General features: G+C 61.5%; 28 protein-coding genes, 1 tRNA gene and 2 pseudogenes. 10 read left to right on the top strand and 21 right to left on the bottom strand.

Annotated elements, in window-relative coordinates:
* Positions 1-141 precede the first annotated feature (141 nt).
* Positions 142-276 (top strand): hypothetical protein, encoded by a 135-nt coding sequence (locus ACL9RJ_RS13520; RefSeq protein WP_017129131.1) that lies wholly within the window; start codon positions 142-144, stop codon positions 274-276.
* Positions 277-360: 84 nt separating this feature from the next.
* Here the strand turns inward: ACL9RJ_RS13520 and ACL9RJ_RS13525 are convergent, their stop codons facing one another.
* The 4 genes from ACL9RJ_RS13525 to ACL9RJ_RS13540 form a co-directional block, all read right to left on the bottom strand.
* Positions 361-546: a DUF1737 domain-containing protein gene (locus ACL9RJ_RS13525; RefSeq protein ID WP_017129130.1), complete on the bottom strand. Its 186-nt coding sequence runs from the start codon at positions 544-546 to the stop codon at positions 361-363.
* A 145-nt stretch (positions 547-691) separates the two neighbouring features.
* On the bottom strand, positions 692-1009 hold the full coding sequence (locus tag ACL9RJ_RS13530; protein WP_017129129.1) for a hypothetical protein: 318 nt from the start codon (positions 1007-1009) through the stop codon (positions 692-694).
* Positions 1010-1014: 5 nt separating this feature from the next.
* Positions 1015-1176: a hypothetical protein gene (locus tag ACL9RJ_RS13535; RefSeq protein WP_017129128.1), complete on the bottom strand. Its 162-nt coding sequence runs from the start codon at positions 1174-1176 to the stop codon at positions 1015-1017.
* 153 nt (positions 1177-1329) lie between these two features.
* The gene (locus ACL9RJ_RS13540; protein ID WP_042936844.1) at positions 1330-1854 is read right to left on the bottom strand and encodes a hypothetical protein; all 525 of its coding nucleotides are present in this window, start codon (positions 1852-1854) and stop codon (positions 1330-1332) included.
* Positions 1855-2251: 397 nt separating this feature from the next.
* Between ACL9RJ_RS13540 and ACL9RJ_RS13545 the strand changes: the two genes are divergently transcribed.
* Positions 2252-2566 carry a hypothetical protein gene (locus ACL9RJ_RS13545; RefSeq protein ID WP_017129126.1) on the top strand — a complete coding sequence of 105 codons (315 nt, stop codon included), beginning with the start codon at positions 2252-2254 and terminating at the stop codon, positions 2564-2566.
* A gap of 135 nt (positions 2567-2701) precedes the next feature.
* Here the strand turns inward: ACL9RJ_RS13545 and ACL9RJ_RS13550 are convergent, their stop codons facing one another.
* Positions 2702-2902, bottom strand: coding sequence for a hypothetical protein (locus ACL9RJ_RS13550; protein ID WP_017129125.1), 201 nt, complete (start codon positions 2900-2902; stop codon positions 2702-2704).
* Between the two features lie 24 nt (positions 2903-2926).
* Positions 2927-3352 (bottom strand): hypothetical protein, encoded by a 426-nt coding sequence (locus tag ACL9RJ_RS13555; protein ID WP_017129124.1) that lies wholly within the window; start codon positions 3350-3352, stop codon positions 2927-2929.
* Positions 3353-3977: 625 nt separating this feature from the next.
* Here ACL9RJ_RS13555 and ACL9RJ_RS13560 point away from each other — a divergent pair.
* Complete coding sequence (locus ACL9RJ_RS13560) at positions 3978-4457, top strand: hypothetical protein (protein ID WP_177086046.1); 480 nt, start codon at positions 3978-3980, stop codon at positions 4455-4457.
* A 471-nt stretch (positions 4458-4928) separates the two neighbouring features.
* Here the strand turns inward: ACL9RJ_RS13560 and ACL9RJ_RS13565 are convergent, their stop codons facing one another.
* The 15 genes and pseudogenes from ACL9RJ_RS13565 to ACL9RJ_RS13635 all read right to left on the bottom strand — a co-directional run bounded on the left by ACL9RJ_RS13565 (position 4929) and on the right by ACL9RJ_RS13635 (position 19114).
* Positions 4929-5987, bottom strand: a complete 1059-nt coding sequence (locus ACL9RJ_RS13565; protein ID WP_146049262.1) for a hypothetical protein — start codon at positions 5985-5987, stop codon at positions 4929-4931.
* Between the two features lie 122 nt (positions 5988-6109).
* Positions 6110-6437 (bottom strand): annotated as a pseudogene (locus ACL9RJ_RS13570) (IS3 family transposase); the annotation flags it as partial.
* 102 nt (positions 6438-6539) lie between these two features.
* Positions 6540-7340 (bottom strand): DUF6694 family lipoprotein, encoded by an 801-nt coding sequence (locus ACL9RJ_RS13575; protein WP_017129121.1) that lies wholly within the window; start codon positions 7338-7340, stop codon positions 6540-6542.
* 175 nt (positions 7341-7515) lie between these two features.
* Positions 7516-7589 (bottom strand) — tRNA-Cys (locus ACL9RJ_RS13580).
* A gap of 148 nt (positions 7590-7737) precedes the next feature.
* Positions 7738-9192: an FAD/NAD(P)-binding protein gene (locus ACL9RJ_RS13585; protein WP_422765341.1), complete on the bottom strand. Its 1455-nt coding sequence runs from the start codon at positions 9190-9192 to the stop codon at positions 7738-7740.
* Positions 9193-9207: 15 nt separating this feature from the next.
* Positions 9208-9975, bottom strand: coding sequence for an ABC transporter ATP-binding protein (locus tag ACL9RJ_RS13590; protein ID WP_017129119.1), 768 nt, complete (start codon positions 9973-9975; stop codon positions 9208-9210).
* A 3-nt stretch (positions 9976-9978) separates the two neighbouring features.
* Positions 9979-11319 (bottom strand): ABC transporter substrate-binding protein, encoded by a 1341-nt coding sequence (locus ACL9RJ_RS13595; RefSeq protein WP_017129118.1) that lies wholly within the window; start codon positions 11317-11319, stop codon positions 9979-9981.
* Between the two features lie 36 nt (positions 11320-11355).
* Positions 11356-12405, bottom strand: coding sequence for a branched-chain amino acid ABC transporter permease (locus tag ACL9RJ_RS13600; protein WP_103033126.1), 1050 nt, complete (start codon positions 12403-12405; stop codon positions 11356-11358).
* A 3-nt stretch (positions 12406-12408) separates the two neighbouring features.
* Positions 12409-13290, bottom strand: coding sequence for a branched-chain amino acid ABC transporter permease (locus ACL9RJ_RS13605; RefSeq protein WP_017129115.1), 882 nt, complete (start codon positions 13288-13290; stop codon positions 12409-12411).
* Entirely contained in the window at positions 13290-14066 is a 777-nt protein-coding gene (locus tag ACL9RJ_RS13610; protein WP_017129114.1) for an ABC transporter ATP-binding protein, read from the bottom strand. Before ACL9RJ_RS13610 ends, ACL9RJ_RS13605 begins: the two co-directional genes overlap by 1 nt.
* Positions 14063-15058, bottom strand: a complete 996-nt coding sequence (locus ACL9RJ_RS13615; protein ID WP_422765342.1) for an acyl-CoA synthetase — start codon at positions 15056-15058, stop codon at positions 14063-14065. Before ACL9RJ_RS13615 ends, ACL9RJ_RS13610 begins: the two co-directional genes overlap by 4 nt.
* A gap of 260 nt (positions 15059-15318) precedes the next feature.
* The gene (locus ACL9RJ_RS13620; RefSeq protein WP_103033125.1) at positions 15319-16716 is read right to left on the bottom strand and encodes an LLM class flavin-dependent oxidoreductase; all 1398 of its coding nucleotides are present in this window, start codon (positions 16714-16716) and stop codon (positions 15319-15321) included.
* Complete coding sequence (locus ACL9RJ_RS13625) at positions 16706-17161, bottom strand: hypothetical protein (RefSeq protein ID WP_017129112.1); 456 nt, start codon at positions 17159-17161, stop codon at positions 16706-16708. The genes ACL9RJ_RS13620 and ACL9RJ_RS13625 overlap by 11 nt, the downstream gene beginning before the upstream one ends.
* Before the next feature lie 9 nt (positions 17162-17170).
* Positions 17171-18373, bottom strand: coding sequence for an SfnB family sulfur acquisition oxidoreductase (locus tag ACL9RJ_RS13630; RefSeq protein WP_422765343.1), 1203 nt, complete (start codon positions 18371-18373; stop codon positions 17171-17173).
* 177 nt (positions 18374-18550) lie between these two features.
* A complete protein-coding gene (locus tag ACL9RJ_RS13635) occupies positions 18551-19114 on the bottom strand; it encodes a helix-turn-helix domain-containing protein (protein WP_017129110.1) in 564 nt (187 codons plus the stop codon).
* On the opposite strand from ACL9RJ_RS13635, the pseudogene ACL9RJ_RS13640 reads away from it, so the two are divergent.
* From ACL9RJ_RS13640 to ACL9RJ_RS13670, 7 genes and pseudogenes are all read left to right on the top strand, one after another.
* Positions 19109-20148: pseudogene (locus tag ACL9RJ_RS13640) on the top strand (DMT family transporter). The gene ACL9RJ_RS13635 and the pseudogene ACL9RJ_RS13640 sit on opposite strands and share 6 nt — an antisense overlap.
* 259 nt (positions 20149-20407) lie before the next feature.
* On the top strand, positions 20408-23344 hold the full coding sequence (locus tag ACL9RJ_RS13645; RefSeq protein ID WP_017129108.1) for a monovalent cation/H+ antiporter subunit A: 2937 nt from the start codon (positions 20408-20410) through the stop codon (positions 23342-23344).
* A complete protein-coding gene (locus ACL9RJ_RS13650) occupies positions 23344-23688 on the top strand; it encodes a Na+/H+ antiporter subunit C (RefSeq protein WP_003192163.1) in 345 nt (114 codons plus the stop codon). The genes ACL9RJ_RS13645 and ACL9RJ_RS13650 overlap by 1 nt, the downstream gene beginning before the upstream one ends.
* A complete protein-coding gene (locus tag ACL9RJ_RS13655; RefSeq protein WP_017129107.1) occupies positions 23685-25364 on the top strand; it encodes a monovalent cation/H+ antiporter subunit D in 1680 nt (559 codons plus the stop codon). The genes ACL9RJ_RS13650 and ACL9RJ_RS13655 overlap by 4 nt, the downstream gene beginning before the upstream one ends.
* A complete protein-coding gene (locus ACL9RJ_RS13660) occupies positions 25361-25849 on the top strand; it encodes a Na+/H+ antiporter subunit E (RefSeq protein ID WP_017129106.1) in 489 nt (162 codons plus the stop codon). The genes ACL9RJ_RS13655 and ACL9RJ_RS13660 overlap by 4 nt, the downstream gene beginning before the upstream one ends.
* Complete coding sequence (locus ACL9RJ_RS13665; protein WP_017129105.1) at positions 25846-26124, top strand: K+/H+ antiporter subunit F; 279 nt, start codon at positions 25846-25848, stop codon at positions 26122-26124. Before ACL9RJ_RS13660 ends, ACL9RJ_RS13665 begins: the two co-directional genes overlap by 4 nt.
* Positions 26121-26480, top strand: a complete 360-nt coding sequence (locus ACL9RJ_RS13670; protein WP_177086074.1) for a Na+/H+ antiporter subunit G — start codon at positions 26121-26123, stop codon at positions 26478-26480. Before ACL9RJ_RS13665 ends, ACL9RJ_RS13670 begins: the two co-directional genes overlap by 4 nt.
* The last annotated feature ends 62 nt before the right edge of the window (positions 26481-26542 follow it).

Here is a 26542-nt window from a genome sequence, read left to right on the forward strand (position 1 = left end):
CATCGGGCTAGCCAAGCGTCGAACCGATAAAAGCCCTGCCAGATCAAGGAGGCCTGTATCGCCGAGGTAGAAAAATTGAATTAGCCGCCTGTCCTCCTGGTCAGGAATTATGAACGCAGTCAGTCTGACGAGGTAACAGCAATGACTATCGAAGCAGAGACACTCGTACAACTGACCGAAGCGCTGCAAGAACGCGGCATGATACTGGTAGCGGACGTTGCGTTTACCCGGGCCCCCTACCGGCACAACCATCGCTGGGTCTGCACCGTGGAGTAGCGACCCGGTCTTTCGAGCGGCTTCATGCCTGCCCGATACAGAAGGCCCGGCGAACGGCCCGGGGCCTGTTGTCCGACAGGAAACCTACCTGCCCGGCCAGATGACAGCCTGCGCCACCACCACAAACTCGCCGTTGAACGTTGCCGCTGGCGAGCCATAAAGCTGGTAGCCCAGGGCAAGGGCTTCAGACACTCGATGGCAGAATGACGCGTCATCCTTGCCTGTCAGGATCCGATAAATGGGTAAGCCTTCGGGAGGGGTCTTCTGCATGGCTGCACCTGTATGAATGGATAAGGAAACCTGCCTGGATTACCTGGCCTGGGTTTGTCCGATGATGCGTGGAGGGAGCGAGACTGTAGCACCAAGGGCGGGCTGGCCCCGGCCCAGCATCCAACAGCCAGGCCAGAACGTGCAACTACAGCATCACTGTGGAAAGCATTCCCAGAGCCCCCAGGCAGAACCCGATCAGTGCACCTCGCCCCGGTACCTCACCGAACAGGGACCAGACCACGATCGGCTCAAGAATCAGCAACGAAGTCACGGAAACCACAGTGACGATCCAGATGTCACCGACAGCCACATAACCCAGCCAATAGGCACCCAGCAAGCAAAGGCCTGCGAAGCACATCAGCACGACCGGAAGTATGAAAGCCTCCCCTGAACCGCTGCCCGTCTGGGCAAGCCTGGCAGTGACCACCTCGCTGTAGATTGCACAAAACTCACCTACTACCATCAGCCCTAGAGCAAAAACTCCGAGTAATTCTTTGGACATATCAAAAACTCCTTCGTATTCAGCGCACTGTTTTTCAGCTCCCAGTCGGCGATGCCGCCATCCAGGGATTCGTTGCAGTGATACGAAGCAGCCTTGAACAGGCCTGAATTACCGAAGTGCTTTTCCATGCTCTTGTCCTTTTGAAGGGGCGAGTCTCAGCGACTCGAACCGATCATACGTGCGTTGATTCCTGTGAACAATTTGTGTCGGAACGCTGCACCACCGCGCTGGGGCGCGAAGCGGCCTTGAAACAAGCAATCCAGGGGAATGCGATGACGCGATTAAAGCGCCTTGCACACTTTCGCGGCGACAGCATCGTCCGGGATAAACGAGTCCGGCGCACCAGGTTTCAGGACCACATACCCACGCCGCCAGGGTTGATCGTCAACCAGCTTCCAGCGATGTCCTGAGCCGGTATTGTCTTCGGCGACCAGCACTTCCCCCGGATGCAGGGTGAACTTCTCGCCGGTTCGGGTCACGAACGCCAGGGTGCCGGACAACGTCATCACGTACTGGGGCTCCGGGTCCTTATGCCAATCATAGGAAGCATGTGCCGGGGTTTGCTTGAAGTGAATAGCTGTCACGCCGTTGCGCATGCTCTGGTCGATGGTTCCCTCCAGCACGTGCGAGTTGTTATCCACCCCCGTGCACAACTTGAACGCCTTGATGGTATCGGTGGCGGGAGTGGCCGCCTGTGCGCCGCCCAGGGTCGCCAGGGTGATTGCGACAGCACCTGCCGTACGTAGGCTCATGCCGCACAGACTGTGGATGACAGCATGCCGCGGTGAGCGTTTTCTCTGATGCATGGAACAGATTTCCCTCGTGTTGAAATAGCATGATTGCCGTTGATTCCGAACCATGGTCCGTGTCGTAGCGATTCGGAACAACTAACAAATATTTCATTGGCGCTGATGAGCTTCAGCTGGTTTGGCGCAGGCTGTTGAATCACAGAAACAGGCGCCCCTACCAACAAAGCTCAATAAACAACCCAACGCTACAAACAACTAAACATATAAACACGCCTCGAAAAACACCACCACGCGAACCATCTACAGGTATCGAGACGCCCCATAGCACATAATCAGCATCCAACAAAAAATAAAACGCTATATGCAAAAATATCAAAAATTCTAACAACCAAAAATCGAGCGATTATATTTTCCAGGCACCTGCTTATTTTTATAACTTTCTGAGGGAACCAGAATGAGCAATTTCGCTGAAGAACTTAACAGTATTCCTACTGGTGAATACCTTCGTATCTGGGGGCAATTTCCTGGAGCCATGTCGTCCCAATGCATACAGGGCAAGCTGAGGAATGTGGACACCCTGGCAGGAAAGGCCTTTCTTGAATCGACGACCTACAGCGGCCAGATCAATGAAGTCCCAATAAGCGGAATCACCTCGATCCAAAGGGGTTACACAGGATCTGGAGCCTCGGGATCAGTGCAGAAACCGGACAAAGTGTACAACCCCAACTCCGGCGAATGGCAGGACAAGACGTTTAAGGACTACAGCTGATATCAATAGAAAAAGGGGGCAGTTTTACTTTCGCGTCTATAATAATCGCGAAAGTAAATCTGCTCCCTTTTCGTATATAAGGACAGTTGTGCGACTCAATATAATCAACGATTCCACCAGGTCACTGGCGGTCTTTTAGTCCAGCGAGCGCTTCGTACGAGCCGACCTGCGTTCGTCCAGAACCGCTTGCACTAAAGCCATCGCTTGGTCATGCGGAATGCCAGGACCCGGATTATCAAGCGACGCCTGCACCTTGGCACGAAACCAACGGTCATAACTGGCCGCCTGCTCTTCTGTCTCGAACTCCGAAACGACGGGGGAAAGTCGAGTACTCATGATGGCTTCCTATGGAGAGGGATATCAGCCCTCGGGCAATGCCTGATCAGACGAGGAAGAGCCCTCAAGCAGCGCATCCACTACCGCACGCGCCACCTCCACCGAGTGCAGCATGTTCCAGAACAATGCCCGTTCGACGGGATTGGCGTGCAGGCTGATTTCATCACCGTTGAGTTCTGCCGCTTCGAGCAGATGGGAAACGTAGGTCAGTGCCTCCTGGGCATTGATGCCCGGTTGGATGGCGAACAGTGAGGGTTTATCCGGGGCTTGCGGCGTAACAGGCTTGGAACATGTGAACGTGAGGGTATCGAGTAAACGCGGTGCGTTCGCCAATTCCGACTCGTCAGGCCTCGAAGGGTCGTTGAGGATCTGACACAGGAACACATCCTTGTCGTGGGTGTTTGGGACTTTGCCAGCAGTCGGTGGATCGGGCGTAATTTTCTTGGTCATGGTGACCTCCCTATTCAGATTTAGGAGTTCGCCATATTCGTTTCCACGCGAAGGGTGGCGAACTGTACGCGGGGTGGAAAACCGGAGAATAGGAACCCGGCACACCATAGGTGTCCCACGCACAGCCCGCCATAAAGCGAGTACAAAAATGCCGCTTATGCGGCAATGTGCGCCGATTCCTTTACGAGTTTCCACACCCGTGTCGCTGAATTTGCAGCGACCTTCGGACTGTAGCCTCGGTGTGTGGCGCACACAATATTGTCCCATGCCTGAAGCATGTGGGAAATATGAGTTTTTTCGGCAGGCCGCTTCGCACCTTGATTAAGCGCCGCTCGGTCGTGCTTGAGGGATTAGAATTCGCCAGCATTAAGTCACCTGACGAGACCATTCTCAGTAGACCGGAGAGTCCTGGGAAGGCCAACGAACATTACTGTCAGCCCACAATAAAGACAAAGACTGTGGCCTATCCCTGAATCCGATCAGTAATTCGAACCTGTCGACCTTGTCGAGCAGGCGCCGTAGATACTCCATGCGCCTAGCCCAGTGAGCACTTTAATTTTCAGGCTTTAGAAATAGGCCTACGCTCAAAAAGTGGCGTTTCGCCATAATAAAAAAGGAGCGCAACATGTTAAGATCAGTGCTAGTTATATCAGTACTCTTGGCTCTATCCGGATGTGGACTGTTTCAACAGACGGCGAAACCCAGCGAAATTACTCTAGTAAAAGCTATGGAGGATGTCGGCGCAGGGCTCAAAGCCATGCACGATAAGCAGGAAGGCATGACAACCGGCCTCATCCCTGCGTCCGTGGATGTAACCTTCAATATTGCGGCCAGCGATAAAAAAGGCGGGAATCTGACAATCGATCTATCGAAGTCGATAACCGGAGATGTTGCCAGGAGTCAATCTCTAGGTGGTGGCCTAACAAGCTCAGTCGAATCAAGCAGAGGAAATACAGTTACTGTCCGGTTCATAAACCTAATGACCGTCCCAAAGGAAACTATCGCCTATACACGATCACCAGCTGATATAGAGCTACTTTTCAAGGCGCTGCCTGGAGGACCGCAGTACATGATCGAACAAACGCAGGGAGCTAGGAATAGATAGCCGACTCAGTCAAAGGAGCTCGCTACATTTCATTACCAAGCGAAGGGGGTGGCGAACTGTACGCAGGTTGGTAAACCGGTGAATAGGAACCGGCAGGCCGAAGCCTCCTGCGTACAGCCCGCCATAACACGAACATAAAAAAGCCGCTCTCGCGGCGCTGTGCGTCTACTCAAATCCGGGTTACCAAGCCCGATCGCTGAATTTGCAGCGACACTTGAACAGTAGCTCCCGCGTTTGGCGCACGCAATATTCTCCCACGCCTGAAGCAAGTGGGAAATATGATTTTTTTCGGCGAGTTGCTTCGCACATTGATTGAATCCTGCGCGGTTGTGCTTTGGAGATGAGAATCCATCAGCATCAGATCGCCGAGTGAAATTTTTATCATCTGACTGGAAAGCCCTTGGAAATCAGAGAATATAGCGGTCAGACCACGACAAAGATAAAAATCGTGGCCTGCTTACACAAATACTCCTATTCCAGCTTAACAAATTTAGGCTTAGGAGATATTACCGTTGGCTGCATTTTCTTTACATGCAACCAATGAGGAGCATTGACGCTAACAAGCTTATGATTAGCGTTTAGCAAGTCCTGTTGCGCCGCTTCGTTTAAAGCTTCTACAACCTCAAGTGCCGTTGCGTCCTGATACTTTATGATCTGCTCCATTAGCTTCAGTGCTTTTGCACTAGGAATGGCCCAGTAATTTGCGGGTTCATGCTTACCCATCTTCAGAAAAGATCGCGCAACTGCGCTATAACCGTCATTAAATAACCCCATAAATCCATTGGGATCAGCTAACGACACCACCCATAGCCCCTTCGACTCGTCGAAAGAGACCTCTTTTCTATATGCTGTAGAGGCATGTTCTGGGACGATACCTATCCGTAGCCCTTGCCCACCCTCCAACTGCATTGCATTAGATTTTACTGTTGCCGCAAAGTATCGCGGATCATCCTCTACCGATAGGAAAAGGTCTGTCTTCCAGATTTTTTTGATCCTTTGGGTTAAACGCTCTTCGGCGGCGTAGCCTTCAGCAGCTACAGAGACCCAAGGACCAAAGCGAAAAGGACGACCACTACCTTGTGGAAGAAGGAACGACTCGGTCCCAGCCTCATCAACCATCGCATCAAGAAATCCTAGATATTTCGCTCTCTCTTGCCCAAAAAGCAGTGAAGTAGGAGCCGCATCTTTAAGTATCTTAGTAGAAGCACGATTCAGGGCATGACTAATAGGATTAATAACTTTTGGTTCTTTTCCAAGAATAGCTTCATGGACAGCCCATTCGAAGCCATCACCGCGCATCCCTTTATCCCTATCCAGCCGCGCAATCTTAGCAAGTTGCCGCAGCCTTACCTTATCAAGAGGGGTGTTGATGTCGGCCAAATCCTCTTCAGAAAGAGAATCTATAAAAGCGCGAATGACCGAGCGTGCAACAGCGTAGAGCGCTCGACCATAGTCATCGATAGGTGAATTTTGCTCAAGAAAAGTCACCTTTGCTTTACTGCCTGCTTTCCCTGCTTTTTTTCCAACCATGCGTCGTACTTCCAAAGGATTAAAGTTCAATTCGGCCTAGCCTATGTCGATGCAATTAATACCTTATTTCTTGGCGAATTGCCACCATCTAACACCTGCCATGACGGGTGCACATGTAGTGGTCAACTAATCCCGGACACGACATTAATTTTTTTGGCTTGGCTGACGTCAGCCCACCGTTGAATTGGTGCGGTCAAATCCAGTTATACTGATGCATCAGATAGTGGCTGATGTCTCGGTGCGCTTTTTGGAGCGTCATGTAATCCACTCAGTGTTCAAACTCCGGAACACGCGCTCCGTCGGTCTATTATCCCAGCAGTTTCGACGACTCATGCTTTGGCGCATGCGGGTTGGCGAAACTGTCGGTTGCCATATTCGCGCGCCCTGATCCGAGTGAAACAACGGTCCCAGAGACCTATCTCGCTGCTCGTACGCCATATCCAGCGCTTTTGCGAAAATGGTGCAAAAATGGGGACAGATTTATTTCCACCCCCTACTCCAATGGCAAGAATTAAATCTGTCACCTTTTAGCCGTCACCTTTTAGCCCCTTATCAAATCGCCCCATACTGCTTCTGCAAAGCATCCAACCGAGCCTGCTCACTCTCACTCAGACCACTGGCATCAAACAGCGCCTTGCCGTCCGGACCATCAAGCCGGTAGACCTCGACAGACAGATACGCTCCGGCAGGCGCCTGGATATTGCCCCACTTGCCGAACTTGCCGAACTTGTCAGGCAGCAGCTTCCAGACAGCACCTTCGCCCGGCTCCAGTCCACCACCGATTTCATAGTGGAAAGCATCGACAAACCACGGGATAGCCCTTTCCGGACTGGCAATGGTTGCCTTGAAATAAGCCCGCAAGATCGGGTAGGACGTACCGTTTTGAACCGTGAGTTCAATAATGGGCTGGGGGATTTTCGAGTACTTTTCAGCTTGACTCAATATTCTTGACTTGGGCACGGTGAACTTCAAGAGCTCAGCCTTGGCGGCCTCCGCGGACGCTACTCTGGACTGCAACTCCTTGATCTCCAGCAAAGCCTGTTCCCGCTGCCTCTTGTCCTTCTCGATACGAATACCAGTCGCCATCGTGTTCAGTTCGGCGGCTGTCTTGCCGTTCAAACTTGCATTGATGTCCTTCTGCATTGCATCAGCCGACTTGTTCCTGAGATCCACGTTGCTCAATGCAATAAGCATCAGGTCGGCAGCGAACTGCTTTTTTTCCTCGGGAGAAAGCTTTTCGGCTACTTTTTTCGTGGACTCCTGCAAGGTTGCCTCTGTGGTGGCATCGAGTTTGGGGTCCCCACAACCGGCCAACAATGCAGCAACAAGTCCAACAAGCAACATCCGTTTCATCTGATTCCATCCATAAAAAAACGGACTCTAGCAAAAGGCCATCGCCTCGTCGCCTTCAACAGATGCTCTCATGATGGTCAGGGAGGCCCAGCGGCAGAAAAAGCTCCCAGGACGGGGCTTTCTCCAGCCCAAAGAAAAAACCCCGTAGACGCTAATCTACGGGGCTTTCGAAGAGTGGAGGCCGAGGTCGGAATCGAACCGGCGTAGATGGATTTGCAATCCACTGCATAACCATTTTGCTACTCGGCCTCAGGTCGAATCGAGCGCCCTTGCAAGCCAGGCTTGCCGCAACTCCTTGATTCTTCAGCGTTCGCGACGTTGCCGTCCGAGCTGATGGCGCGCATTATGTCCTAGTTGAATGACACTGGCAACCCCCTGAATTCTAATAATTTTTAGGTCAGCCCAGGTCTTTCTGCGCAACCTCCAGGTGCGCCAGGCGCGCCGCCAATGCCTTGGCCTGGCTCGCCACATCGGTGACCGCCGTGCTCTCCCACCACAGGCCCCGCAGCGGCGGCCCCATGGCAAACAAACGCGTGGACGTATCGCCCCCGGCATCCACCACCGCGCCGCCCGGATCAGCCTCGATGCCCAAGGCCAACGGCCCCGGGCGGATCAATCCGCGTGCCAGCAGTTGCTGGGGCAACGGGCGATCCACCCGGCGCCAGTCATATTCAATGCCCGTGGAGTTGATCAAGGCCGCGCCGCTGATCGTCAGCGTCTGCGACTCGCCCCGGGGCCGGATGGAGATACTCACCTGGCCGTCCCGTGGCTCGCCCAGGCCCTTGAGGGAGGCGGCCTCGATGGTCAGTCGCCCTTCCCTGTGCAGGCGCTCCACCAGTTCGGCGCTCAGGGGCGGCGAACGGTGGTGATGGCTCTCCCACCACGGACGGACGTGACGGACGAACTGTCGGCGCTGGACATCGCTGGCCTGGCTCCACAACCGACCGATGTGCGCCCGCACGGTGTCCAGCGGCGCCTGCCAGTCGATCCCGGCCTCCACCGCCAAGGCGCATTGGCGACGCACCTCGCGCAGCAATTGCCGGGGGCTGCGGATACTATGATCCGCGGCGAGGAAGTCCACCCAGGCCGGTGGCTGGCGACGGACATGGGGCAGCAGTCCGTGCCGGGAAATGACCCGGATCGGTCCGCGATGCCCGGCCTGTTCCAGGGACACCACGGCATCGACCATGGTCAGGCCGGAACCGATGATCAGCACCGTGCCTTGCGGATCAATCCGCGACATGGTCGCCACATCCCAGGGGTCCACCGCCGCCGCGTTCAAGCCACTGGATTGCTTCTGGCGGGTGCGCGCCGCCGGGAACATGCCGGTGGCCAGCACGGCACGGGTGCCTTGCAGTTGCTGGCCGTCGGCGAGGGTCAGGCGTACGCCGTCGCTGTCGCTTTGCAGATCAACCACCTCGCCGTGCACATGCTCGGCCGTCGAACCCCGGGTCGCGCCCTGCTCCCGGGCTTCGGCCAGACGCTGCTGCACGTACACGCCAAAAAGCCCGCGAGGCGGAAACAGCTCGCTGACCGGCACATGCTGCCGGTCCGACTCGGGCCAGCCTCCGGCGGCGATATGGGCCTGCAACCACTGGGTCAGGTCATCGGGATTGTCCGGGTCGACGCTCATCCGCGCCGCATTGCCGTTCAGCGTATGGCCCAGTTCCGTGGCGCTGTAGGCCTCACCCCGCCCCAACTCGGCACGCGGCTCGACGATCAGGATCCGCCGCCGGCCCGGCAGGCGCAGCAACTGCACCGCCAGCATCGCACCGCTCAGGCCACCACCGACAATCAACACATCGGCCGCCGGGATGGCGTGTGTCGCCTGTCCGCTCAGGGTTTCACTCATCATTCGCTCTCTTGTTCAGTGCTTGCCCAGGTAGAAATCGTGCAGGTCGCCCCGGGCCAGCAATTCATCCGCCGTACCGCTGAGCACCACCCGGCCGGTGTCGAGCACATGGGCCTGGGTCGCATACTTCAACGCTACGTTAATGTTTTGTTCGGCAATCAGGAAGCTGACCTGCTGTTCGCGATTGAGCTGGGCGACGATTTCGTAGATTTCCTGGACGATAATAGGCGCCAGGCCCATGGAAGGTTCGTCGAGCAAGACCAAAGCAGGCCGGGTCATCAGCGCCCGGCCGATGGCGACCATCTGCTGCTCGCCGCCGGAGGTCAGCCCGGCCTGGGTCTTGCGCTTGGTTTTCAGGCGCGGGAACCAGGCATACACCCGCTCCAGGTCCTCCTGCATCTGCCGCCGCCCGAGGCCGCGGACAAAACCGCCGCTGCGCAGGTTGTCCTCCACCGTCAGTTGGCCGAACACATGGCGACCTTCCAGTACATGTACCAGGCCGTCACGCACGCGCTGGCTGGGGTCGACCGCCAGGCTATCCCTCCCCTGGAAGTGGATGCTGCCGCGCGTGACCTGCGCCCGCTCGGCCCGCACCAGCCCGGAGATGGCCTTGAGTGTCGTGCTTTTGCCGGCGCCGTTAGCCCCGAGCAAGGCGACGATGCCGCCCTTGGGCACGCTCAGAGAGACGCCGGACACCGCGAGGATCGTCCGGTCGTAGATCACCTCGATGTCCGTCACCTGCAACAGCGGCGCAGCGCCCGCCTCGACCGCCGGCTGGCCCATGGCTTATTCGCCTGCCGCGCAGGTGCGCGGGGTCAGGTGTTTTTCTGCCGCGAAAGCCGCCGATTTCTCGTCGATCAACGGCCGCAACAGCGCCCGGTCCGCCGCGATCCAGTCGCTGACCAGGCTCCAGTGCGCGCCGTCCCACTGCTGGACCCGCGCCGAGCCGCCGCCTTCATGGTCGCTGCAGGACAGTTTCAGGTTCTGCATCAGGCCGTAGAAGCCCATGGCCTTGAGTCGCGCATCGTCGATATCCAGGTGCTCCAGGCCCCAGCGCCCTTCCTCGCCATGCAGCGGCCGCTTGCCGAACTTGCCCTGGCCGGTACGAATCGCCTCCACGGCAATCGCCGCGTTCACCAGCCCGGAGTTGTAGTAGACGCTGCCGAAGTTGTTCAGGTCCTTGAGGTCGCTCTTGCCCTTGTCGAGGATGTACTGCTTGAGGCGCTTGTGGATCTCGAAATCAGCGCCCGCCGGATACGGTGTCAACGCCAGGTAGCCCTTGGCCGCGGCGCCCGCCGGCAGGACGTCTTCGCTGGAGCTGGCCCAGATATCGCCGACGATATGGTCCACCGGGAAGCCGAAGCGCGCAGCGGTCTTGACCGCGACCGGCGTCGACACGCCCCAGGTACGCAGGAACACCCAGTCCGGGTTGAGCTGGCGAATCTGCCGCCATTGTGCCGACTGTTCGTTGCCCGGGTCGGCTACCGGAATCTGGATATTCTCGAAACCGTATTTTTCCGCCAGCAGTTTCAGCGGGCCGAGGGTTTCGCGGCCATAGGCCGAGTCGTGGTAGACGGTGGCGATCTTCTTGCCCTTGAGCTTGTCGAAGCCGCCTTCGCGCTGGGCGATGTAGTTCACCAGGGTCGAGGCTTCGCTGTAGAAGGTCAGCATCACCGGGAAGTTGTAGGGGAACACTTTGCCGTCGGTGGCCTCGGTGCGTCCGTAGCCCAGGGTGATCAGCGGGATCTTGTCGACTTCCGCGCGTTCGCTCAGGGCATAGGCCGCCGGCGCGCCGTTAGGCTGGTAGACCGCCACCGGCGCGCCATCGAGGCCGTTCTTGAAGCGCTCGTAGCACTCGATGCCCTTCTCCGCCGTCCATTCGGTCTCGCACTCCTGCCACACCAGCTTGACGCCGTTGATGCCGCCTTCCACTTCGTTGATGTAGTTGAGGTAGTCGATCATCCCGGCCCACACCTGCACGCCGCTGGAGGCGTAGGCGCCGACCCGGTAGGTGGCCAGGGGAAAGAACTGCTGGTCGGGCGAGGCCTGGACCATCGGCGCGGTACTGCCGAGCACCGTCAGGGCCAGGGCCGCGACGGTCAGTGAACGTTTGAAAAGTGCACGCATGGTGGAATCGTTCTCCAGGGATGGGAAGTCGGGAAGTCAGAAGCGCAACGGCCAGTGCCGCAGACGGTCGCGGGTATTGCCCAGCAGGCGGATCAGTCCCTCCGGTTCCTTGATCAGGAACAGGATGATCAGCACGCCGAAGATGATTTTCTGCAGGTTCTGCAACTGCCCGGCATCCACCGCACCGCCCAGCAGGGCCTGGCCGAGGTGGCTGAGCAGGATCGGCAACAGGCAGATAAAGGCCGCGCCGACGAAGTTACCGGCGATGCTGCCCATGCCGCCGATAATGATGATGAAGAGGATCTGGAACGAGCGGTTGATATCGAAGCTGCCGGCGCTCGCCGTGCCCAGGTAGGCGAATGCCCACAGCGCCCCGGCGATGCCCAGGTAGAACGAACTGATGGCAAAGGCCAGGCGCTTGTAGCGGGCCACCGGAATACCGATCACCGCGGCGGCGGTATCCATGTCGCGGATCGCCATCCAGTTACGCCCGGTCTGGCTGTTCACCAGGTTGCGCGCGACCCAGGTCAGCAGCAGCACCGTGACCAGGGTCAGCAGGTAGCGCCCCAGCGGCGTGTTCAGGTCATGTCCGAACAGCGACAGGCTCGGCGCGGAAATGGTCCCGGACGACCCGTAGTTGTAGAACCAGGGAAACTTGACGAACAGCCACTCCAGGAAGAACTGCGCGGCCAGGGTGGTGACCATCAGATAGAAACCCTTGATCCGCGAGCTGGGCAGGCCGAACAGCAGGCCCACCAGGCCGCTGATGATGCCGCCGCCAAGCAGAGCCAGCGGCAGGCCCAGTTCCGGCAGGCGTAGCAGCAAGCCGTAGGTGGCAAAGGCCCCCACCGCCATGAAGCCGGCCGCGCCGACCGAGGTCTGCCCGGTGTAGCCGGTCAGCAGGTTGAGCCCGAGGCCGGCCAGGGACAGCACCAGGAACGGGATCAGGATTGCGCTGAGCCAATAATCGTTGCCCACCAGCGGCACCACGCCGAAGGCCAGCACCAGCAGGCCAAGCAGCGACCACGGCAGGCGCCGTTCGATCAGCACCCAGGGCGCCGTTTCATTCATCACAGGAACAGACATGCTTCAGACTCGCTCGATGGCCCGCTCGCCGAACAGGCCGGCCGGGCGGATATACAGGAAGGCCAACGCCAGGACATAGGCGAACCAGGGAGTGATGCCGCCGCCGATCAGCGGGCCGATATAGACCTCGGCGAGGTTCTCGGCGGCACCGACGATCAACCCGCCGACAATCGCCCCGCCAATCGAGGTGAAGCCGCCGATGATCAGCACCGGCAAGGCCTTGAGCACCACCAGCGACAGGGAAAACTGCACCCCTTGCCGTGCACCCCAGAGCAGTCCCGCCACCAGGCCGACGCAGCCGGCCACAGCCCAGACGATCTGCCAGATGCGATTGAGGTTGATGCCGATGGACAACGCCGCCGTGGTGTCATCGGCCACCGCCCGCAGCGACACGCCGATGCGGGTCTTGTTGAACAGCAGCGCCAGGACCACCACCAGCACCACGGCGGTGGCGGCGGCAATCAGGTCGAACTGGCTGAGCATCATCCCGTGGATAAACAGCGGCACGTCGTCGATGCCCAGGTCCAGCGCGCGGACCTGCGAGCCCATCAGCCCCTGGGCCAGGCCTTCGATAATGAACGACAGGCCGAGGGTCGCCATGAACAGGGTGATCTGCGAACGGTTGACCAGCGGCCGCAGCACCAGGCGCTCGATCAGCAGCGCGCCGATCACCATCACCCCCACCGCCAGCAGCAATGCCAGGGCAAAGGGCACGCCCTGATCGTGCAGGCTGACAAAGGTCAGCGCGGCGAACAGCAGCATCGAGCCCTGGGCGAAATTGAACACGCCGCTGGCCTTGTAGATCAGCACGAAGCCGATGGCGACCAGCGAATAGAGGGTGCCGGCGAGCAGCCCGCCGATCAGGGTTTCGAGGAAAAAGCCCATCAGTGCACCGCTCCCAGGTAGGCCGCGATCACCTCGGGATTACCCTGCACTTCAGCCGGCGTCCCGTCGCCGACCTTGCGCCCGTAATCGAGCACCACCACATGATCGGACAAGCCCATCACCACCCCCATGTCATGTTCGATCAGCACCACGGTGGTGCCGAGGTCGCGATTGACGTCGGCGATAAACCGCGCCATTTCCTGTTTTTCTTCGGCGTTCATGCCGGCCATGGGCTCGTCCAGCAGCAACAGCGTGGGCCCGGCGATCAGCGCCCGGCCCAGTTCCACGCGTTTTTGCAGGCCGTAGGACAAGGTGCCCACCGGCACATCGCGCAGGGCCTGCAATTCAAGCAGTTGGAGAATGTGCTGGGCCTTGCGGCGAAAGGCCTCGGCCTCGCGGCGGGCGCGGGGCAGTCCCAGGGCCTGTTCGAGAAAATGGCTGCGCATATGCCGCGACAGCCCGGTCAGCAGGTTGTCGATCACGCTCATCTTCTTGAACAGCGCGTTGTTCTGGAAGGTCCGACCAATGCCCTGGCGGGCCGCGTCCAGGGGATCGATACGACGCAAACGGCGCTGCTCGAAGACGATCTCGCCACTGTCGAAGCGATAGACCCCGTTCAACAGGTTGAGCAACGAACTCTTGCCCGCCCCGTTGGGCCCGATCAGGGCGCAGATCTCACCGCGACGCACGTCGAACGACAGTTCATTGATGGCCTTGACCCCCTTGAACGACAGCGACACACCACGCACCTGCAGAATCGGCTCGACCACACTCATGCGCTTTTCCGTCCGGGGGCATCCACCCGCCATTGATTGAAGGTCGCCGGCACCTGTGACGGGCTCGACGGTTGCCAGATGTATTGCAACCGCTGGAAGCCCAGCAGGCGCCGCACCCGCTGCTTGAACAGACGGGCCACGAGCCGCTCGGGATGGGCCAGCGCCCACTCGCACAGGCGTCGACGCCAACTGTCCCGGGGAGCCAGGCGTTGTTCGATCTCGTCCGCCAGGGCCTGCAAGCGCTCGGCCGACAGCAACAGGCCGGAGGGAGCCACTTCGCGCCGATCACGGCTGGCGCTGTCGCGGCTTTCCGGAAAAGCCAGGCTGTGACCGGTGTTCAGCCATTGCTCCAGCAGCACGCTCAGGCCGCTCTGCCAGCGGGTGTCCTCCTCGCTCCACAGCTGCGGTTGGGTGCCTGCTGTGCGCCACAGCACCAGTGGGCGGGGCTCCTGGCTGTCGCCCGACAGCGTGGCGAAGGCCAGTACGGTTTGCCGTGGCGAACCCGGCAGGCGCCCCGGCAACTGATTGCCGATCAGCACCCCTGGAGCAGCGCCGGAATCGCCGACAGCCAGCCAGTCGAGCAGTTGCTGGCGGCTGTCGACAAACCCGTGGCTCGGTTGCAGGCGCCAGAACGCCTGGCCGAGGGCTTCGGCGCCCAGTTCCGGAGCGAGGGCCAGCACCTGACCGCCGATGGAATGGGTTGCCAGCGCCAGCAACAACAGGTTGGGCTCCAGCGCACCGCTGACCGCCAGGCGCGAATCGGCCGTGAAATCCTGCTGGCGCAGACCATCGGCCAGGCGCTCGACCTCGCGCAAGGCATCGATCCAGCGCCAGCTGTGCCATTGCCCGTGGCGCTTGTGGCGCAAGGCGCCCTGCAACGGACTGACCTGGGCCCAGTGGCGCAATTGCTCAAGGGCACCGGGAAAGATCGGGACCGTTTCGCCGTGGGGCGGATGGATAAGCGGCGGACGCTTCAGTTCGTGCACGCTCATGGGCTCACCTCGTTCAGTCGTTTGGCGTGCGGTGGTCCGCTGGCGGATATGGATACATCTGTAAAGTTGTCAGTGCGCTCACCGGCCTATTCGCGGGCAAGCCCGCTCCCACGGGTTCTCAGTTCCCCAGGAAGGCCCTGTGATCGGGCCAGGTAGCGCCCCACTCACCCGCGAAGGCGCCCCACTCTGAAACCACGGCCAACTCGATCCCCGTGGGAGCGGGCTTGCCCGCGAAAGGGCCCGCCCGCTCGCCCTCGCCATCAGGCCGAACGCAAGCCTTTCTCCCGCAGCGCCGCCAGATCCCGGTACCTCGCTCCCGGATGGATATCCGCCAGCTTCGGCCCGGCGCCGAACAGCTTCTCGCGCAAGGTGCCCGGGGCGTACTCGGTCTTGTACACGCCGCGCTTCTGCAACTCCGGCACCAGCAGCTCGACCGCGTCGACAAAGGTCTCGTGGGTCAGTGCATAAGCCAGGTTGAAGCCGTCGACATCGGTGTCCTCGACCCACTCCTGCAACAGGTCGGCGACAGTTTCCGGGCTGCCGACAAACAGCGGGCCGAAGCCGCCGATGCCGACCCAGTCGGCCAGTTCGTTGGGGGTCCAGATCCGATTCGGGTCCGCCGTGGAAAAGGTCTCCACCGCCGACTGGATGGCGTTGGTGTGCACATGCCGCAGCGGTTCGTCCGGCTTGAACTGGCTGAAGTCGATCCCGGTCCAGCCGGAGATCAGCGCCATGGCGCCCTCGTAACTGACGTAGGATTTGTATTCCTCGAACTTGGCCTTGGCCTTGGCGTCGGTTTCGCCGAGGATCACGGTCTGCAGGTTGAAAATCAGGATGCTGTGGGGATCCCGGCCCGCCTCGGCCGCGCGCCGACGGATATCGGCCACGACCTTCTTCAGCAGCACCTTGGACGGCGCGGCGACGAACACGCATTCGGCATGCTCGGCGGCGAACTGCTTGCCCCGGCTCGACGCACCGGCCTGGTAGAGCACCGGTGTACGCTGCGGCGACGGCTCGCACAGGTGAATGCCGGGCACCTGGAAGTGTTTGCCCAAGTGCTGGATCTCGTGGATCTTGCTCGGATCGCTGAACAGCTTGCGCTCGCGATCGCGCAGGATCGCGCCGTCTTCCCAACTGCCTTCCCAGAGCTTGTAGCAGACCTCCAGGTACTCTTCGGCGTAGTCATAACGCGCGTCATGTTCGGTCTGGGCGCGCTGGCCGAGGTTCTTCGCCCCGCTCTCCAGGTAGGAGGTGACGATATTCCAGCCGGCACGGCCCTTGGTCAGGTGGTCGAGGGTCGACAGGCGACGGGCGAACGGATACGGATGCTCGAACGACAACGAAGCGGTCAGGCCGAACCCCAGGTGCTCGGTCACCAGCGCCATCGGCGGGATCAGTTGCAGCGGGTCGTTGACCGGCACCTGCGCCGCCTGGCGGATCGCCGCGTCACCGTTGCCGTTGTAGACGTCGTAGATACCCAGCACATCGGCAATGAACAGGCCGTCGAACTTGCCGCGCTCGAGGATTTTCGCCAGGTCGGTCCAGTACTCCAGGTCCTTGTACTGCCAGGAGCGATCCCGTGGATGGGCCCACAACCCCGGGGACTGGTGCCCCACGCAGTTCATGTCGAAGGCATTGAGACGGATTTCACGGGACATCGACAGCACTCCTGGAACGGTCAGGCACCACGCCGTTGAGGCGGAAGTTGCCAATCAGCGTGTATTTCAGATGCAGGGGGTCTTGCAGCGGATCATGGCCGGGCGTCAGTTGCGCCCGCTGCCCGGTCAGCGCCCATTCGACATTGCCGACCTGCTGCAGGGCATCGGCACTGGCAATCGCCGCTTCGGTGGCGGCAATGATCTTCTCGGCGTCGTCCTGCGGGCCGACGGCAAAGCGCTCGGCGCGCTCGATCAGCGCGGTGGCCACCTCGATGCGAATCTGCAGGTCGCCGAACTGGCCGATCACCTGCGGGTCTTGTGCCTGCCGCGGCTGGGCACGCACGGCGGCGAGGGTACGCTCGAGCCCGGCGCGGGCCGCCAGCAGGTCATCGCCGGCACGGGTCAGCGATGCATCATGGGCAATCGAATGATTCAATGCGTTCATCACGAACTCCTAGTTCCAGGCATGCCGGGCCGGCTTGACGCCGTTGAGCAGGTAGTTGCCGATCAGGTGGTATTTCCAGCGCGCCGGATCATGCAGGGTGTGGGTCCGGGCGTTGCGCCAGTGGCGATCGAGGTTGTGCTTGCCGAGCACCGAGCGGGTCCCGGCCAGTTCGAACAGCTTGCTGCTGGCGAGCAAGGCGGTTTCGGCCGAGAGCACCTTGGCCTGGGCCACCACCACGGAAGCCTGCGCCACACTGTCCGCACTCGGCTGTGCGAGCGCGTGGTCCACCGCCCGCCCGGCCTTTTCCAGGATCGCTTCGGTGCCGTGCACCCGCCATTCCAGGTCGCCGATGGCCGCGAGGCTGAACGGATCCTGCCAGCCATGCTCCTGCTGGCTGTCGATCCAGGGCCGGGCCTGGCGGGCGTGACGCTTGGTTTCTTCGAGGGCACCGAGGGCGATGCCGGTGTCGACGGCGGCCTGGATGATCTGCGAGATCGGGCCGTTGGCGGTCGGCTGGTCAAAGGCCTGATGGGCCGGGATGACGCTGCTGCGCGGCACCCTGACGTTGACGAACAAGGCATTGCCGCTGGCGGTGGTGCGTTGGCCGAAACCGTCCCAGTTGTCGACGATGGTCAGGCCCGGGGCATTGCGTTCGACAAAGGCGATCTGTGCGTTGCCCGCTTCGTCCAGACCGACCACCGGGACGATATGGGCGAACAAGGCGCCGGTGCAGTAGAACTTCTCGCCATCGATATAGGCCGTGTCGCCCTCGAAGCGGATACGGGTATCGAAGGTCCCGGCATTCTTGCTCTTGGCTTCGGAGAAGGCATTGCCGAAGCGGTAGCCCTCCAGCACCTTGGCGAAGTAGTGACGCTTCTGCTGCTCGCTGGCGGTCTGCAACAGGATGTCGAGTACGCCGAGGTGGTTCTGCGGGATCTGGCCGAGGGACGAGTCGGCTGCCGAAATGATCTTGATCACTTCGGCCACCGTTACATAGGACACCCCGGCACCACCGTAGGCCTTGGGCACGGTGATGGCCCACAGGCCGCTGGCGGCGAATTCATCGAGTTCGGCAGCGGGCAGGCGTCGTTCACGGTCGCGTACGCCCGCCTCGACGGCGAAACGCGCGGCGAGGGTCCTGGCGGCGGCAATCGCCTCTTCATCCGAACGGATGACATGGGCGGTGTAGGTGGGTTTGGCGGCAGTTGTCATAGACCGACTCCAGAGTCCTGGTGAGTGCGAAAAACGCATGCACAGGACATAGCAGGAGCCATGCCATAACAAATAATCAATAAAAATCAGCTAGTTACAATTAAAACCTAGAAACCACTACAAGCAAAAAACAGCAAACTGTCCATCAACTGTTGCTGGGCCAACAGCACCCGCGGTCTAGATCACCACATTGCGCACAAACCGCGCTGCCACCTCGCTATCGTTGCGATAGCCATGGGGTTGGTTGCTGGCGAACATGAAGAACTCGCCGGCATGGATCTGCTGCTCCTGTTCGCCGAGCAACAGTGTCAGGCATCCCTCGAAAACGTACAGTTGCTCGCTCCAACCATCGCCGTCGGGCTCGGAGTGGTAGCGTTCGCCCGGTTCCAGGCGCCACTCCCAGAGTTCCACCTCGCGACTGGCCACCGCCTTCGCCAGCAGTACCGCCTTGCTCCCGGGAATCAGTCCGGCCCACGCCAGTTCGTTGATGCGGCTCGGGTCACGGGCCTCCGGGGCCTGGATCAGGTCGCTGAAGGCCACGTCGAGGGCTTCGGCCACCCGGTCGAGGGTGGTCAGGCTGACGTTCTTTTCCCCGGCCTCGATGGCCACCAGCATCCGCCGGCTGACCCCGGATTTCTCCGACAGCGCGGTCTGGCTCAACTGGGCCTCATGCCGCAGGCGTCGCACATTCTGACTGACGTGCTGCAGGACCGAGGCGCGTTGCGAAGTTTCTTTGTGCACTATATTGCTCACTTAGTGGGTTTGCGCAGTATACTGCCCAGCTCCGGCGCATTGTGCGTCTCACCCAGGTAGCGCGCAAGGCCATGACTCCGGTGAAATCCAACAGCTTGTTACCTTCGACCCTGCGGTTCAGCAAAGCCGAGTGCGTGCTGATCCTGATCACCATGATCTGGGGCGGCACTTTCCTCCTGGTACAGAACGCCATGACCGTCAGCGGGCCGATGTTTTTCGTCGGCCTGCGGTTTGCCGCGGCGGCCTGCATCGTCGCCCTGTTTTCGGCGCGCAGCCTGCGGGGCATGACCGCTTTCGAGATGAAGGCCGGGATCTTTATCGGCACCGCGATCATGCTCGGCTATGGCTTGCAAACCGTGGGCCTGCAGAGCATTCCCAGCAGCCAGTCGGCGTTTATCACCGCGCTCTACGTGCCTTTCGTGCCGCTGCTGCAATGGCTGGTGCTGGGCAAGCGACCGGGGCTGATGCCGAGCATCGGCATCATGCTGGCCTTTACCGGGCTGATGTTGCTGTCCGGGCCGAACGGCGCCCAGCTGAAGTTCAGCCCGGGGGAAATCGCCACCATCATCAGCGCCATCGCCATTGCCGCCGAGATCATCCTGATCAGCAACTATGCGGGCAAGGTCGATGTGCGTCGCGTCACCGTGGTGCAACTGGGCACCGCCTCGGTGCTGGCGTTCCTGATGATCGTCCCGACCCAGGAGCAGTTGCCGCAGTTTTCCTGGCTGCTGCTGGTCAGCGCGGTCGGCCTGGGCGCGGCCAGCGCGGCGATCCAGGTGGCGATGAACTGGGCACAGAAGAGTGTTTCGCCGACCCGCGCGACCTTGATCTATGCCGGCGAGCCGGTCTGGGCCGGGATCGCCGGGCGCCTGGCGGGCGAGCGCCTGCCGGGGCTGGCGCTGGTCGGGGCGGCCCTGATCGTCGCAGCGGTGATTGTCAGCGAGCTGAAGACCAAGGGCAAAGCGGCCGAGCCAGCCGAGGACGAGGTCGAGAGCGAGGCGCTGGACTCGAACAACCCCTAGTGTTTGATCGTTCCCACGTCGAGGCGTTGGCGTGGGAATGCCTCACTGGACGCTCCGCGTCCGCCCTTGAGGTGACGCAGAGCGTCACAGGCTGCATTCCCCCGCAGCGCGTGGGAACGATCAGTTGCATGTAAGTGATTTCGACCATGCATATCAGGCATTTACCGCCTACCTTGTAGGATTCTGCGACAGCTTGTGGGTTGGTGATCCGGAGCCAGCCACGTATGATCCTTCGCAAACTCCTGCAGATTAGAAGCCTATGTCCCTGATAGTTCTACTGCTTCTGCCTTTTGTCGGCAGCTGTCTGGCGGCCTTGCTGCCGCATAACGCACGCAACAGTGAATCGATCCTGGCCGGTGTGGTTGCCCTGGTCGGCACGATTCAGATGGCCTTGTACTACCCGCAGATCGCCCATGGCGGCGTGATCCACGAGACCGTCACCTGGCTGCCCAGCCTGGGCCTGAACCTGGTCCTGCGCCTGGACGGTTTCGCCTGGCTGTTCTCCATGCTGGTGCTGGGCATCGGCACGCTGGTGTCGCTGTACGCCCGCTACTACATGTCGCCGGAAGACCCGGTGCCGCGCTTCTTCGCGTTTTTCCTGGCGTTCATGGGCGCGATGCTCGGCCTGGTGCTCTCGGGCAACCTGATCCAGATCGTGTTTTTCTGGGAACTGACCAGCCTGTTCTCGTTCCTGCTGATCGGCTACTGGCACCACCGCTCCGACGCCCGCCGCGGCGCCTACATGGCGCTGACGGTCACCGGTGCCGGCGGCTTGTGCCTGCTGGCGGGGGTACTGATCCTCGGCCATGTGGTCGGCAGCTATGATCTGGACGCCGTGCTGGCAGCGGGCGACCTGATCCGTGCCCACACCCTGTACCCGATCCTGCTGCCCCTGATCCTGATCGGCGCCCTGAGCAAGAGCGCGCAGTTCCCCTTCCACTTCTGGCTGCCCCATGCCATGGCGGCACCCACCCCGGTTTCGGCGTACCTGCACTCGGCGACCATGGTCAAGGCCGGGGTGTTTCTCCTGGCCCGGCTGTGGCCGTCGCTGTCCGGCAGCGAAGAGTGGTTCTGGATCGTCGGCGGCGCCGGTGCCGCGACCCTGTTGCTCGGCGCCTACTGCGCCATGTTCCAGAACGACCTCAAGGGCCTGCTGGCCTATTCGACCATCAGCCACCTGGGCCTGATCACCCTGCTGCTAGGCCTGAACAGCCCCCTGGCCGCCGTCGCCGCGGTGTTCCATATCCTCAACCACGCGACCTTCAAGGCCTCGCTGTTCATGGCCGCCGGCATCATCGACCATGAAAGTGGCACCCGCGATATCCGCAAGCTCAGCGGCCTGATCAGGCTGATCCCGTTCACCGCTACCCTGGCGATGGTCGCCAGCGCCTCGATGGCTGGTGTACCGCTGCTCAACGGTTTCCTGTCCAAGGAAATGTTCTTCGCCGAAACCGTGTTCATCAACTCCACCGCCTGGGTCGAGATGGCCCTGCCGATCATCGCCACCATCGCCGGGACCTTCAGCGTCGCCTACTCCCTGCGCTTCACCGTCGATGTGTTCTTCGGTCCGCCGGCCACCGACCTGCCCCACACGCCCCACGAACCGCCGCGCTGGATGCGCGCGCCGGTGGAGCTGCTGGTGTTTACCTGCCTGCTGGTGGGGATCTTCCCTGCCCAGGTGGTCGGCTCGATCCTCGCCAGCGCCGCCCTGCCGGTGGTGGGCGGAACCCTGCCGGAGTACAGCCTGGCGATCTGGCACGGCCTCAACGCGCCGATGATCATGAGCCTGATCGCCATGTCCGGCGGCGTGCTGCTCTACCTGCTGCTGCGCAACCAGCTCAAGCGCGGCCGCTTCAGTCGCCCGCCGCTGATCGGCCGTTTCAACGGCAAGCGCCTGTTCGAACGCAGCCTGGTGATCATGATGCGTTGTGCCCGGCGCCTGGAGCGCCGCATCAGCACCCAGCGCCTGCAACCGCAGCTGTTCCTGCTGGTGCTGGCGGCCGTGGTGGCCGGGATGATTCCGATGCTGCACAGCAGCCTGAGCTGGGGCGACCGGCCGAAGATCCCCGGCTCCATCGTCTTCGTCACTCTCTGGCTGCTGGCGATCGCCTGCGCCCTGGGCGCCGCCTGGCAAGCCAAGTACCACCGGCTGGCGGCCCTGACCATGGTCAGCGTCTGCGGCCTGATGACCTGCATCACCTTCGTCTGGTTCTCCGCGCCGGACCTGGCCCTGACACAACTGGTGGTCGAAGTGGTGACCACCGTGCTGATCCTGCTCGGCCTGCGCTGGCTGCCCCGGCGGATCGAAGAGGTCTCGCCGCTGCCCAACAGCCTGCGCAAGGCACGCATCCGCCGCCTGCGCGACCTGTTGCTGTCGGTCCTGGTCGGTGGCGGCATGGCATTGCTGTCCTACGCCATGCTGACGCGCCAGACGCCCAACGACATTTCCTCGTTCTACCTCAGCCGCGCCCTGCCCGAAGGTGGCGGCAGCAACGTGGTGAACGTGATGCTGGTGGACTTCCGCGGCTTCGACACCCTCGGCGAAATCACCGTGCTGGTGGCCACGGCGCTGGCGATCTTCGCCCTGCTGCGTCGCTTCCGCCCACCCAAGGAAAGCCTGCAGTTGCCCAACCAGCAGCGCCAACTGGCCAGCGACGTGGTCACCGACCTGGTCAACCCGCGCAGCGCCAGCGACACCGCGCTGGGCTTCATGATGGTTCCGGCGGTCCTGGTGCGGCTGTTGCTGCCGATCGCCTTCATGGTCTCGATGTACCTGTTCATGCGCGGCCATAACCAGCCCGGCGGCGGCTTTGTCGCCGGCCTGGTGATGTCGGTGGCGTTCATCCTGCAATACATGGTCGCCGGCACCCAGTGGGTCGAGGCCCAGATGAGCCTGCGACCGCTGCGCTGGATGGGCACCGGGTTGCTGTTCGCCACGGTCACGGGGCTTGGGGCCATGGCTTTCGGTTATCCGTTCCTGACCACCCACACCGCGCACCTGCACCTGCCGCTGCTGGGCGATATCCATGTCGCCAGCGCGCTGTTCTTCGATATCGGCGTGTACGCGGTGGTGGTCGGTTCGACCCTGCTGATCCTCACGGCCCTGGCGCACCAGTCGGTCCGCGCCCATCGGCCAAGCCAGCTGGCCCTGCCGCACGCCAGGCCACAGCCGCAACCCACGCCAGGAGCCGCCTGATGGAAGAAGTCATTGCAATTGCCATCGGCGTGCTCGCCGCCTCCGGTGTCTGGCTGATCCTGCGGCCACGGACCTTCCAGGTGGTGATGGGCCTGTGCCTGCTGTCCTATGGGGTCAACCTGTTCATCTTCAGCATGGGCAGCCTGTTTATCGGCAAGGAGCCGATCATCAAGGACGGCGTGCCCCAGGACCTGCTCAACTACACCGACCCGCTGCCCCAGGCCCTGGTGCTGACGGCGATTGTCATCAGCTTCGCCATGACCGCGCTGTTCCTCGTGGTGCTGCTGGCCTCGCGCGGTTTGACCGGTACCGACCATGTCGACGGCCGGGAGCCCAAGGAATGAACCTGATGCCGCACCTGATCGTCGCCCCCATCCTGCTGCCGCTGCTGACGGCGGCCGTGATGTTGATGCTCGGCGAGAAACACCGCCCGCTCAAGGCCCGCATCAACCTGGTGTCGAGCCTGCTCGGCCTGGGTATTTCCGTGCTGTTGCTGATCGGCGCGCAACAAACCTCGGAGCCGGCCTCCATCGGCGTGTACCTGCCGGGCAACTGGCAGGCACCGTTCGGCATCGTGCTGGTGGCCGACCGCCTGTCAGCATTGATGCTGGTGCTCACCGGGATCATCGGCGTCAGCGCCCTGCTGTTCGCCATGGCCCGCTGGGACCGCGCCGGCGTCAGCTTCCACGCGCTGTTCCAGATCCAGCTGATGGGCCTCTACGGGGCCTTCCTGACCGCCGACCTGTTCAACCTGTTCGTGTTCTTCGAAGTGCTGCTGGCGGCTTCCTATGGCCTGATCCTGCACGGTTCCGGCCGGGCACGGGTGTCTTCGGGCCTGCACTACATCGCGATCAACCTGCTGGCCTCGTCGCTGTTCCTGATCGGCGCGGCGATGGTCTATGGCGTCACCGGCACCCTGAACATGGCCGACCTGGCTCTGAAGATCCCGCTGGTGCCGGAAGCCGATCGCGGCCTGCTGCATGCCGGCGCGGCGATTCTTGCCGTGGCGTTCCTGGCCAAGGCCGGAATGTGGCCGCTGAACTTCTGGCTGGTGCCGGCCTATTCCTCGGCCAGCGCGCCAGTGGCGGCGATGTTCGCGATCATGACCAAGGTTGGCGTCTATACCCTGCTGCGCCTGTGGACCCTGCTGTTCTCCGGCCAGGCCGGGGCCTCGGCGTATTTCGGCGGCGACTGGCTGATCTACGGAGGCATGGCGACCATCGCCTGCGCCGCCGTGGCGATCCTCGCCGCCCAGCGCCTGGAACGCATGGCCAGCCTGAGCATCCTGGTATCGGCGGGAATCCTGCTGTCGGCGGTCGGTTTCGCCCAGCCGAGCCTGACCGCGGGCGCGCTGTTCTACCTGGTCAGCTCGACCCTGGCGCTGAGTGCGCTGTTCCTCCTGGCCGAACTGATCGAGCGCTCGCGCTCGGCCAACGAGCTACCGCTGGACGAGGATATCGACCCGCTGCCGCGGCCACTGGAGTCCCTGCATCCACGCCCCGGCACCAACCTCGACGACGAACAGAACGTGGTGGTCGGCCAGGTGATTCCGTGGACCATGGCCTTTCTCGGCTTGAGTTTCATCGCCTGCGCGCTGCTGATCATCGGTATGCCGCCGCTGTCCGGCTTCATCGCCAAGCTGAGCCTGCTCAGCGCCCTGCTCAACCCGCTGGGCCTGGGTCATGAGGCGCCGATCTCGCCAGCAGCCTGGGGCCTGCTGGCGCTGCTGGTGTTGTCCGGCCTGGCCTCGCTGGTGGCCTTCTCGCGCATGGGCGTGCAACGTTTCTGGACTCCGGCGGATCGTCCGTCGCCGACGCTGCGACGCTTCGAGTGCCTGCCCATCGTCGCCCTGCTCGGTCTGTGCATCCTGCTGACGGTCAAGGCTGAACCCCTGTTGCGCTACACCCAGGCCGCCGCCGACAGCCTGAACAACCCCGAGCAGTATGTCATGGCGGTACTGGCGACCCGTGCGGTGCCCAGTCCGCAAAGCCAGGCCGCGACGCTGGAGGTGCAGCCATGAAACGCCTGTTCCCCGCGCCCTGGCTGTCCCTGGCGCTGTGGCTGCTGTGGCTGGTGCTGAACCTGTCGATCAGCCCCGGCAACCTGCTGCTCGGCGCCGCCCTGGGCTTCTGTGCGCCACTGATGATGGCGCCGCTGCGACCGCTGCCGATCCGTATTCGCCGGCCCTGGGTGATCCTGCGCCTGTTCCTGCGGGTGGGAGTCGATGTGATCGCCTCCAACCTGGCCGTCGGCTGGGGCGTGCTGAATGCCGGACGGCGTCCGCCACGCTCGGCCTTCATCAAGGTGCCGCTGGACCTGCGCGATGCCAACGGCCTGGCCGCGCTGTCGATGATCTGCACGGTGATTCCCGGCACGGTGTGGTCCGAACTGGCGCTGGACCGCAGCGTCCTGCTGCTGCATGTGTTCGACCTGGACGAAGAGACGGCGTTTATCCGGCACTTCAAGGCCACCTACGAACGCCCCCTGATGGAGATCTTCGAATGAGTGACTTGCTCGCCAACGCGATCCTGTTCAGCCTGTTCATCTTCAGCGTGGCCCTGGTCCTGACCGTGGTCCGGCTGTTCAAGGGGCCCTCGGCGCAAGACCGGGTCCTGGCCCTCGACTACCTGTACCTCATCGCCATGCTGATGATGCTGGTGCTGGGCATCCGCTATGCCAGTGACACCTACTTCGAAGCGGCGCTGCTGATTGCCCTGTTCGGCTTTGTCGGCTCCTTTGCCCTGGCCAAATTCCTCCTGCGCGGCGAGGTGATCGAATGAACGAATTGTCCCTGTGGATCGAGATTCCGGTGGCCGTGCTGCTGGTGCTCAGCAGCCTGTTCGCCCTGTGCGGGGCCATCGGCCTGCTGCGCATGAAGGACTTCTTCCAGCGCATGCATCCGCCGGCCCTGGCCTCGACCATCGGCGCCTGGTGCGTGGCCCTGGCCTCGATCCTGTACTTTTCGGCGCTCAAGTCGGAACCAGTGATCCACGCCTGGTTGATCCCGATCCTGCTGTCGATCACGGTGCCGGTGACCACCTTGCTGCTGGCCCGTACCGGACTGTTCCGCAAGCGCATGGCCGGCGACGATGTGCCAGCGGAAGTCAGCAGCGGCCGTACCGAAGGCGGCAGCTGATTTGTCGACTCCCTCCCTCTTCCCTGCGGCACCTGGGTTATCGATGCAACACCTGCCCCTGT

This window comes from Pseudomonas sp. Mn2068, from assembly GCF_049319725.1.
Taxonomy (GTDB): Bacteria; Pseudomonadota; Gammaproteobacteria; order Pseudomonadales; family Pseudomonadaceae; genus Aquipseudomonas; species Aquipseudomonas gingeri.

Coding starts and splice junctions, on each gene's coding strand:
- ACL9RJ_RS13520 (WP_017129131.1), top strand. CDS start 142: ATGACTATCGAAGCAGAGACACTCGTACAACTGACCGAAGCGCTGCAA.
- ACL9RJ_RS13525 (WP_017129130.1), bottom strand. CDS start 546: ATGCAGAAGACCCCTCCCGAAGGCTTACCCATTTATCGGATCCTGACA.
- ACL9RJ_RS13530 (WP_017129129.1), bottom strand. CDS start 1,009: ATGGTAGTAGGTGAGTTTTGTGCAATCTACAGCGAGGTGGTCACTGCC.
- ACL9RJ_RS13535 (WP_017129128.1), bottom strand. CDS start 1,176: ATGGAAAAGCACTTCGGTAATTCAGGCCTGTTCAAGGCTGCTTCGTAT.
- ACL9RJ_RS13540 (WP_042936844.1), bottom strand. CDS start 1,854: ATGCATCAGAGAAAACGCTCACCGCGGCATGCTGTCATCCACAGTCTG.
- ACL9RJ_RS13545 (WP_017129126.1), top strand. CDS start 2,252: ATGAGCAATTTCGCTGAAGAACTTAACAGTATTCCTACTGGTGAATAC.
- ACL9RJ_RS13550 (WP_017129125.1), bottom strand. CDS start 2,902: ATGAGTACTCGACTTTCCCCCGTCGTTTCGGAGTTCGAGACAGAAGAG.
- ACL9RJ_RS13555 (WP_017129124.1), bottom strand. CDS start 3,352: ATGACCAAGAAAATTACGCCCGATCCACCGACTGCTGGCAAAGTCCCA.
- ACL9RJ_RS13560 (WP_177086046.1), top strand. CDS start 3,978: ATGTTAAGATCAGTGCTAGTTATATCAGTACTCTTGGCTCTATCCGGA.
- ACL9RJ_RS13565 (WP_146049262.1), bottom strand. CDS start 5,987: ATGGTTGGAAAAAAAGCAGGGAAAGCAGGCAGTAAAGCAAAGGTGACT.
- ACL9RJ_RS13575 (WP_017129121.1), bottom strand. CDS start 7,340: ATGAAACGGATGTTGCTTGTTGGACTTGTTGCTGCATTGTTGGCCGGT.
- ACL9RJ_RS13585 (WP_422765341.1), bottom strand. CDS start 9,192: ATGAGTGAAACCCTGAGCGGACAGGCGACACACGCCATCCCGGCGGCC.
- ACL9RJ_RS13590 (WP_017129119.1), bottom strand. CDS start 9,975: ATGGGCCAGCCGGCGGTCGAGGCGGGCGCTGCGCCGCTGTTGCAGGTG.
- ACL9RJ_RS13595 (WP_017129118.1), bottom strand. CDS start 11,319: ATGCGTGCACTTTTCAAACGTTCACTGACCGTCGCGGCCCTGGCCCTG.
- ACL9RJ_RS13600 (WP_103033126.1), bottom strand. CDS start 12,405: ATGTCTGTTCCTGTGATGAATGAAACGGCGCCCTGGGTGCTGATCGAA.
- ACL9RJ_RS13605 (WP_017129115.1), bottom strand. CDS start 13,290: ATGGGCTTTTTCCTCGAAACCCTGATCGGCGGGCTGCTCGCCGGCACC.
- ACL9RJ_RS13610 (WP_017129114.1), bottom strand. CDS start 14,066: ATGAGTGTGGTCGAGCCGATTCTGCAGGTGCGTGGTGTGTCGCTGTCG.
- ACL9RJ_RS13615 (WP_422765342.1), bottom strand. CDS start 15,058: ATGAGCGTGCACGAACTGAAGCGTCCGCCGCTTATCCATCCGCCCCAC.
- ACL9RJ_RS13620 (WP_103033125.1), bottom strand. CDS start 16,716: ATGTCCCGTGAAATCCGTCTCAATGCCTTCGACATGAACTGCGTGGGG.
- ACL9RJ_RS13625 (WP_017129112.1), bottom strand. CDS start 17,161: ATGAACGCATTGAATCATTCGATTGCCCATGATGCATCGCTGACCCGT.
- ACL9RJ_RS13630 (WP_422765343.1), bottom strand. CDS start 18,373: ATGACAACTGCCGCCAAACCCACCTACACCGCCCATGTCATCCGTTCG.
- ACL9RJ_RS13645 (WP_017129108.1), top strand. CDS start 20,408: ATGTCCCTGATAGTTCTACTGCTTCTGCCTTTTGTCGGCAGCTGTCTG.
- ACL9RJ_RS13650 (WP_003192163.1), top strand. CDS start 23,344: ATGGAAGAAGTCATTGCAATTGCCATCGGCGTGCTCGCCGCCTCCGGT.
- ACL9RJ_RS13655 (WP_017129107.1), top strand. CDS start 23,685: ATGAACCTGATGCCGCACCTGATCGTCGCCCCCATCCTGCTGCCGCTG.
- ACL9RJ_RS13660 (WP_017129106.1), top strand. CDS start 25,361: ATGAAACGCCTGTTCCCCGCGCCCTGGCTGTCCCTGGCGCTGTGGCTG.
- ACL9RJ_RS13665 (WP_017129105.1), top strand. CDS start 25,846: ATGAGTGACTTGCTCGCCAACGCGATCCTGTTCAGCCTGTTCATCTTC.
- ACL9RJ_RS13670 (WP_177086074.1), top strand. CDS start 26,121: ATGAACGAATTGTCCCTGTGGATCGAGATTCCGGTGGCCGTGCTGCTG.